Origin of the sequence: Amycolatopsis speibonae (genome assembly GCF_042647925.1) — a bacterium.
GTDB lineage: Bacteria > Actinomycetota > Actinomycetes > Mycobacteriales > Pseudonocardiaceae > Amycolatopsis > Amycolatopsis speibonae.
In genome coordinates this window covers 60,570-67,958 of sequence record NZ_JBHRWK010000030.1, presented here as the reverse complement: position 1 = coordinate 67,958, position 7,389 = coordinate 60,570, and the positions used below count along the sequence as shown (strand labels likewise).

Here is a 7,389-nt window from a genome sequence, read left to right as displayed (position 1 = left end):
CCTCGAACTTCGCCGCCAGTACCGCCTCGACATCCTCCACCGAACCCATAACACAAGCATGACAGCCGAAATCAAAATATACGGTTTATTTATCGGCGCGCCCTATCACGATAAAATCACCCCTGTGACCAGAGCGATCACGGCTGATCAATGGCAATCGGTCCGGACTGCCTATCGGGTGACGGGCGCGCGATTCGCGGAAATGGTGGCCCGCGTTCCGGATCCGGGCGCGCGGGTCACCGCGGACTGGACGGCGGCCGACACCGTCGCTCACGTCGCGATGATCGCGAAGATGTACACGTCGCTGGTGCGGCCGGACCGTCCCCCGTTACTGGACGCCCGCGGGCAGGGGCAGCTCGAAAAGACCACTGTGGACACGGTTTCCGTGCTGAACACCTTGGTGTTGCGAGATTTTCCCGAACGCGACATCGGGAAACTGGTGACAGGGCTGCTCGCCGACATCGAGGAAGTGCTGCGGGTGACCGAGGACGCCGACCCGGCGGCCCCGCTGGACTGGCTCGGTGACTCGAAGGTGCCGCTGGCCGGTGTCCTCGCGCACCTGGTCAACGAACTGCAGATCCACGGCTGGGACATCGCCGAGGCGCTGAAACTGCCGTGGACGATCTCGCCCGCCGACGCGGCGTTGTTCTTCGAGCTCTTCATGGTGGGCATGCTGACCCACGACGTCGGGCATCTTCTCGACACCGACGAGCCGCCGAGGGAAAGGCGGATCGCCGTGGCGTTCCGCTCGGCCTACACGACTCCGGTCGTGCTGGTGCTGCACCGGGGACGGGTCACGGTCGAGGAGCCAGGCGGGCCGGTCGACGTCCGGATCTCGTTCGATCCGCCGTCGCTGAACCTGATGATGTTCCACCGGGTCGGCAGGGTGCGTACCGCGCTGACGCGCAAGATCGTCGTCGGTGGTCCGCGGCCGTGGCTGCTGCCCGCTTTCCTGCGCGTCGTGCGTCTGCCCTGAAGCCTCGCGAGTGGTCAGGACGGTCGGAACCGTCCTGACCACTCACGAGACCCACGCCCGCCCGGAGCTCTAGAGCGTCAGCGACCAGGTGTCGAGCACCCCGGTGTCGCCGGGTCCGTAGTCGGTGACCCGCAGCTGCCACTTGCCGCCCGCCGGGGACGCCGCGCCGGGCACCGAGAACGTCCGAGCGCCGTTCCAGGCCGTGCACGCCGAACCGCCGCTGTACTTGAGCGGGTAGGCCTTGCCCTTCGGGTCCAGGAGCGTCACGCCCAGGTCCTCGGCACAGGTGTGCCGGATCGTCACCGAGATCCCGAGCGAGGCGGCGGCCTGTCCGGTGAGGGTCGAGGTCACCGGGCTGAACACCTGCTGGTGGTCGCGGATCGCGAAGTCCGTGTCGTTGCTCAGTGTCCGGACGCCGCCGTTGCCGGGCGCCGTCTTGACGGACACGACACCACTCGCGGGCGACACGTTCCCCGCCGCGTCACGGGCTTTCACGGTGAAGGCGTAGGAGGTGTCCGGGTCGAGACCGGTCACGGTGGTACTGGTGCCCGTCGCCGAGGTCGCCAGTGTCGAGCCGTTGTAGACGTCGTAACCGGTGACACCGACATTGTCCGTGGCCGCGTCCCAGGCCAGCGAGACGCTGTTCGACGTCGTGCCGGTGGTCCGCGCGTTGCCGGGCGCGCTCGGTGCCGTCGTGTCGCCGCCGCCTCCGGTCACCAGTGTGAGATTCCACTTGTTCAGTGCTTCGATGACCGGCTGGAAGAGGGACATGTCGCCGTCGCTGGGGTTCTCCACGCACTTGGACGGGCCGCCGTCGTGCAGGCCGACAGCCTTGGTACCGAGCAGCCAGCCGCCGCCCGAGTCACCGCCGAGCGAACACGCCGTCGTCCAGGTCAGGTCTTCGATGATGAGCCCGCCGCCATAGTCGACGGATTTGTGCGTGTACTTCACCTCGCCGCACTTCCACTTCGACGTGTTGCCGGAGTGACAGACGCGGTCGCCGACCATGGCCTCGGCCGAACCCGTGACGGTGACGGCCGGCTCGCCCCAGGTGTTGACGGCCGCCGAGAGCTCCCAGCCGGACTGCGTCACCGCGACCACGCCCATGTCGCCTTCGCGGGCGTTGACGCTGCGCGTCCCGCCGACGTTCGACGTGCCGAGCCGGTTCTGCTGACCCGACGCGCCGTAGGCGGCCTGGTCGCGGTCGTTCGTGCAGTGCCCGGCGGTGAGGAAGTGCTTGGCGCCCGCCGAATCGGTCGCGCCGAAGCCGACCGAACAGTTGCTCTCGCCGCCCGGCCACCACGGATTGCCGGTCTGGATCGTGCCCGCCTGCTGTCCCGGCGAAGACGCGGTTTCGGTGATCCGCACGCCGAGATCCCTTGCGCGGGAGAGGAAACTCTCTGTTTCGGCGGTCTTGCGGGAGCGGTCGACCGATACGCCGACCTCGTTGTTCCGGACGTCGACACCCCAGCCGAACACGCCGGGGACGCCGTCGCCGACCAGCGCGCGGACGGCGTCGTCGGTCCGGTCGAGCTCGGCCTTGGTCCGCGACACCAGCCGCGGTTCGACGCCGGCGGACCTGGCCATGGCGGCGTCGGCCGTGTTCGTGACGGCCAACGTCAGCTTGCCCGCGGAGGCGTCGAACCACTGCCCGGCCGAGCGGGCACGCAACCCGTCCGGCAGCGACGCGGCCAGCCGGTGGGCCTCGTCCTGTGCGGCCAGTTGGGATTTCGCTTCGGACGTGGTCAGTCCGAACGCGGCGGCCACCCCGTTCACCTCGGCGTCGGGATGGACCGGTGTCGCCGGGGAAGCCGCTTGAGCCGTCGGGCTGAGTCCCGCCAAGGCCAAAGCCATGACGCTCAGACCGGAAACCATTCTGCTGTGCCGTCGCATACACACTCCTCGAATCGAAAAGCAGGTGTGCCGACGGTAATTCCCGAACCGCGCGGAATTGTAGGTCCGCGAGGCGTTAACAATTAAGAGTTCCAGTCCCATTCGAAGCCGAACCGGCCCGGCCCGAAATTCAGCGCGACTCCGTGCACGGAATCGCGTCCCGGCAGGACTTCCGTCCACTCCGCGGGCTGTCCGTCCTGTTCGGAATAGCGGCGGCATCGCGCCGGAAGCATGCCGGGGGAGAACTGGATCTCGAGTACGTATTCCCGGGTGGGCAGCCGGAACTTGCGTTCGTAGTTCGTCGCGTGCGGGAACGGGGCACTGTTCACCAGAGTGTGCTCCGTGATGACGGTTTCGCCTTTCACGAGTGGCCGTTCGAAGAGTAGTTCCATCACGAGAAGACCGTCTTCGGGACGGTGCACGCTCCGGCCGGGATGGCAGCCCCGTAACGAGGTCACCGCGGGCAGCGGCCGGTCGTGCTCGTCGATGTGGACGATCATCACCCACCGGTCCGGGCCGTCAGCCTCGGCGCGGAGCACCTGCCGCGACCGGAACGCGAGCTCTTCCTGACCGGGGCCGACGGAGATGACGTCGTGCTGACTGATCCTCGTCAGCCGTTCGTCCCACCGGGTGTCGACCTCGCTGACGGCCGCGTCGATCCGTGTCCGGTCCGGCCAGTACCGGCCGATCTCCGGCAGCCCGTCGGCGCGGGCAGGCCACCGGCCTCTCGCACGCGGCGGTCCGAGCAGCGCGGTCAGACAGCCGGGCGGTACCTCCAGTACCTGTTCGAGGTGGCCGAGCCCGAGCACGGAGTCCCGGCGCTCCGGGCGGCTGCGCCCCGATTGCCAATAGCTGAGCGTCGCCGCGGTGATCGAGACGCCACGAGCCCGCAGATGGTCGCGCAGACGTTCCAGGCTGAGGCCGCGCGCCCGGATCGCCTCGCGCAGCGCGTCGGCGAAGGGCCCCTCTCGGAGCAAGCGCTCGAACTCGGGCCGGGATTCGGCTCCGCCGGAGATCACGCGCCGAGCATAGATCCGCGAAGACGGGAATTGAACCGGGCGAGGCCCTGGCCAGGTTGTTAACCGTTAACAGGCTTGTCGAACCGGCGGCGTGAGTCTTCGATGTGGCCGAGGAACAGGTGGGTCCAGTCGCACATCCCGTCGACCGTCGCGCGCAGGCCGTGCCCCGCCTCGGTGAGCGTGTAGTCGACCCGCGGCGGCACGGTCGGATGCACCGTCCGTTCGATCAGGCCGTTGCGCTCCAGCATCCGGAGGTTCTGGGTGAGCATCTTGTGGCTGATGCCCTCGATGTCGTTCCGCAGTTCGGTGAACCGCCGGGTACGGTCGCCGATCGTCTCGATGATCAGGAGCGCCCACTTGTTGGCGACGTCGGAGAAGATCTCCCGCGCCAGCGAGTCCGCCCGCAGCAGATCCGCGTCATCCGTCTTGCCGCTGAGCTGCTTGGTCACCATCAGGTTCCCCAGTCACGAAAAAGTGCGTTCTTCCAGGTCGACGCACACTCTCCTACAGTTCCTGGGTAACCACAAGTGACCACGATCGAGGAGTACGGATGAGTATCACCCTGGTGAATCCCGCGGGGCTGCCCGAGATCCCCGCCTACCGGCAGGTGTCGATCGCGACCGGGTCGAAGCTGGTGTTCGTCGCGGGGCAGGTCGCCTGGGACGCGGATGGCGTCGTTGTCGGCGAAGGTGATCTCGCCGCGCAGGTCGAGCAGTGCTACCTGAACATCGCCACCGCGCTCGCCGGAGCCGGTGCCACCTTCGGCGACGTCGCGAAAATGACCGTCTACGTCGTCGACTGGACCCCGGACAAACTCGCGCTGTTCCTCGAAGGCGTGGACCGGGCCGCCGCCAAGCTGGGCGGCACCCCGGTCCCGCCGGGCACGCTGATCGGCGTCGCGGCGCTCGACGTGCCCGAGCATCTGGTCGAGATCGAGGCGACCGCGGTCATCGACTGACGCTCACTGGCCGCGTGCGGCGCGCCAGATCGGGCTGTCGACGTAGTGGTTGTCGTACTGCTTCGACGACGCGGCGATCTCCGAGGGGTCGGCTTCACCGCGAGCGACCCGCTCGAGAAGCCGGTAATAGTCGAAGCGGGCCATGCCCGGGGTGAAGGTGACCAGGACGTCGGCGTCCGAGCCGGCGGCGGGCCCGAACGCGTGCGGCACCTGGGGCGGAACGGCGAGGAAGTCGCCCTTCTCCAGCGTGTGCAGGGTTTCGTCGACGAGGACCTGGAGCTTCCCTTCGAGCACGAAGAAGAACTCGGTCGCGCGAGTGTGAAAGTGGGCAGGGGTGCCGAAGACGCCGTCCTTCAGGGTCGCGCGGTTCGCGGTGAAGCCCCCGTCGGTGGTGTCCGAGTCGGCCAGCAGCGTGATGTCGCTGCCCGGCGCGTCGCTGACGATCTCGGCGTCGGCGGCCCGGAGCAGGATGGGGTCGAACATGGTGGCGTCTCCTTGGTTTCCGTGTTCAGCGGGCTCGCTGACAGGACAAGCTTCTCCCGGCGGCGGGCCTTGATCAATGCGGAAAACCACACCGGTCGATAATACTAAGGTTATCGATCGGTGCGGCATTCACCAGGACAGTGCGGCTCGCTGGGCCGGGACGATCGCCGCGAACTCGGCCGAGAACAGCCGCATGAGCGGCGGCAACCGGTAGGTGTCCTCCTCGCCCCATTCGGCGAGCCCGAGATCGACGAGGCGATCCAACGCGGCCTCGGCCTTCGACGGGCACGTATCGAGGACGGCCGCGACCTGATCCGAGCGGCATACCTCGAAACCCGGCCTGCCGAGCAACCGGAACGCCGCCGCGGCGAGCGGATCCCTGCCCGCCGCGATCGGCCGCAACGCAGAAGAGTACAGCGCCCGCAGGGACTCCCCGCCGAAACCGAGTTCGTCCAGCCTGCTCGCCTCGGGGGTGAGGCGACGCGCCAGCCAGGACAGCGGCCGGGTCGGCCGGTTGGCCAGGATGGTGCCCGCGATCCGCAGCGCCGCCGGGATCCCATGGCAGAGCCGGACGATCTCCGCGGCCGCGGCGGGATCCGCGTCCACTTTGGACCGTCCGGCCAGCCGTCCGAGCAGATCCAGCCCGTCCCCATCGGACAGCCTGCCGAGCGCGACATGCTCCGCGCCGTCCAGCATCAACGGCGAGCGGCCGGTGATCAGCACCGCGCACGATCCCGTCGCCGGGATCAGTGCCCGGAGTGCGACGGACTCGGTCGCGCCGTCGAGCACCAGCAGCACCGCGCGGTGGGCGAGCTGCGAACGGAGTACGGCGGCGGCCTCGTCCGGCGTCCACGGGATGTCCGACGCGGGAACGCCGAGGTGCCGCAGCAGCCGCGGCGGAACCCGGGAGGCCGGGCCGTCGACGCTCAGATCGACGTACAACTGTCCACCGGGGAACCGGGCCCCGACCCGGTGCGCCACCTCCAGTACGAGCGCGCTCTTGCCGATGCCGCACGGACCGTGCACCACCGCGACCTTCGGCCCGTACTGTCCCGTCTCGACGAGCAGCGAGGTCAGGCGCGCGGCGTCCCCGGCCCGGCCGGCGAACGACCGGCAGCGCACCGGAAGCTCCTGCGGCGCGGTCGTTTCCGGGGCCGTCACGGTGACGGCGGCGGGGGAGACCGCGGTGAGGCCCGGATCCCGGTCCAGCATCGCCCGGTGCAGTTCCGCCAGATCCGGCGAGGGTTCCAGGCCGAGACGGTCCGCGAGCACCCGGCGACAGTCCGTGTAGACAGCGAGCGCGCCCGCGGGATCACCGGATCGGTACAGAGCGGTCATCAGATGCGCCCATGGCCGCTCCCGCAACGGATGTTCGGCGACGAACTCGCGGAGCGGGGCGATCACCTCGCGGTGTTCGCCGAGCCGGAGCCGGGCGTCGAGATGGTCTTCGGCGACCGAAAGCCGGAGTTCCTCGACCGGCGCGATCGATCCGGCGAGCGCCTCGTTGTCGGCGAGATCTTCCAACACCGCGCCCCGGCAAGCGGAAAGTGCCTCACCGAGATGACGGACGGCGGCGGCGTGATCACCGCGTGCGAGCGCCGCGCGGCCCGCCCCGGCCCGTTCGGTGAACCCGTGGAGATCCAATTCCCCTTGGCGCAGCGTGATTTCGTAGCCCGCGGCGCGACCGGAGATGTGTTCTCCCGGTAGGACGCTCCGGAGCCGGTTCGCGTAGGTGCGCAGGTTGGCGACCGCCGAGAGCGGCGGTTCGTCACCCCACAACGTCTGGACGAGCCTGCGAAGCGGGACTGTCCGGCCGGGATGCAGCAGCAACGCGGCCAGCAGCGTGCGCTGTTTCGCCGAGCCCAGCGCGATCGTCCCGCCTTCGGTGTGTACCTCGAGCCTCCCCAGAACCCTGAACTCGATCGACGACACTCACACCTCTCCCGAGAGTTGGAGACAGAAACGTGAGACCCCTTAAGGCAGTTCTATCACCGACGACTTTGCCGGAAGTTCACTTCGCATCGGGTGCACAGCGGATACACGCGCGGGTGTATCCGCAC

The 7,389-nt window shown here is 68.6% G+C and carries 7 protein-coding genes; 2 read left to right on the top strand and 5 right to left on the bottom strand.

Annotated features, from left to right (window positions below):
- The first annotated feature begins 202 nt into the window (after window positions 1-202).
- On the top strand, window positions 203-976 hold the full coding sequence (locus ACFOSH_RS22100; protein WP_378240932.1) for a maleylpyruvate isomerase N-terminal domain-containing protein: 774 nt from the start codon (window positions 203-205) through the stop codon (window positions 974-976).
- A 69-nt stretch (window positions 977-1,045) separates the two neighbouring features.
- On the opposite strand, the gene ACFOSH_RS22095 is transcribed toward ACFOSH_RS22100, so the two are convergent.
- The 3 genes from ACFOSH_RS22095 to ACFOSH_RS22085 all read right to left on the bottom strand — a co-directional run bounded on the left by ACFOSH_RS22095 (window position 1,046) and on the right by ACFOSH_RS22085 (window position 4,340).
- Entirely contained in the window at window positions 1,046-2,869 is a 1,824-nt protein-coding gene (locus ACFOSH_RS22095; protein WP_378240929.1) for a proprotein convertase P-domain-containing protein, read from the bottom strand.
- A gap of 83 nt (window positions 2,870-2,952) precedes the next feature.
- On the bottom strand, window positions 2,953-3,888 hold the full coding sequence (locus tag ACFOSH_RS22090) for a helix-turn-helix domain-containing protein (RefSeq protein WP_378240928.1): 936 nt from the start codon (window positions 3,886-3,888) through the stop codon (window positions 2,953-2,955).
- 59 nt (window positions 3,889-3,947) lie between these two features.
- The gene (locus ACFOSH_RS22085; RefSeq protein WP_378240927.1) at window positions 3,948-4,340 is read right to left on the bottom strand and encodes a winged helix-turn-helix transcriptional regulator; all 393 of its coding nucleotides are present in this window, start codon (window positions 4,338-4,340) and stop codon (window positions 3,948-3,950) included.
- Window positions 4,341-4,438: 98 nt separating this feature from the next.
- Here ACFOSH_RS22085 and ACFOSH_RS22080 point away from each other — a divergent pair, with 98 nt between their 5' ends.
- Complete coding sequence (locus ACFOSH_RS22080) at window positions 4,439-4,846, top strand: RidA family protein (RefSeq protein ID WP_378240926.1); 408 nt, start codon at window positions 4,439-4,441, stop codon at window positions 4,844-4,846.
- Window positions 4,847-4,849: 3 nt separating this feature from the next.
- On the opposite strand, the gene ACFOSH_RS22075 is transcribed toward ACFOSH_RS22080, so the two are convergent.
- A complete protein-coding gene (locus tag ACFOSH_RS22075) occupies window positions 4,850-5,329 on the bottom strand; it encodes a cupin domain-containing protein (protein ID WP_378240925.1) in 480 nt (159 codons plus the stop codon).
- Window positions 5,330-5,458: 129 nt separating this feature from the next.
- A complete protein-coding gene (locus ACFOSH_RS22070) occupies window positions 5,459-7,261 on the bottom strand; it encodes an AfsR/SARP family transcriptional regulator (RefSeq protein WP_378240924.1) in 1,803 nt (600 codons plus the stop codon).
- Window positions 7,262-7,389 lie beyond the last annotated feature (128 nt).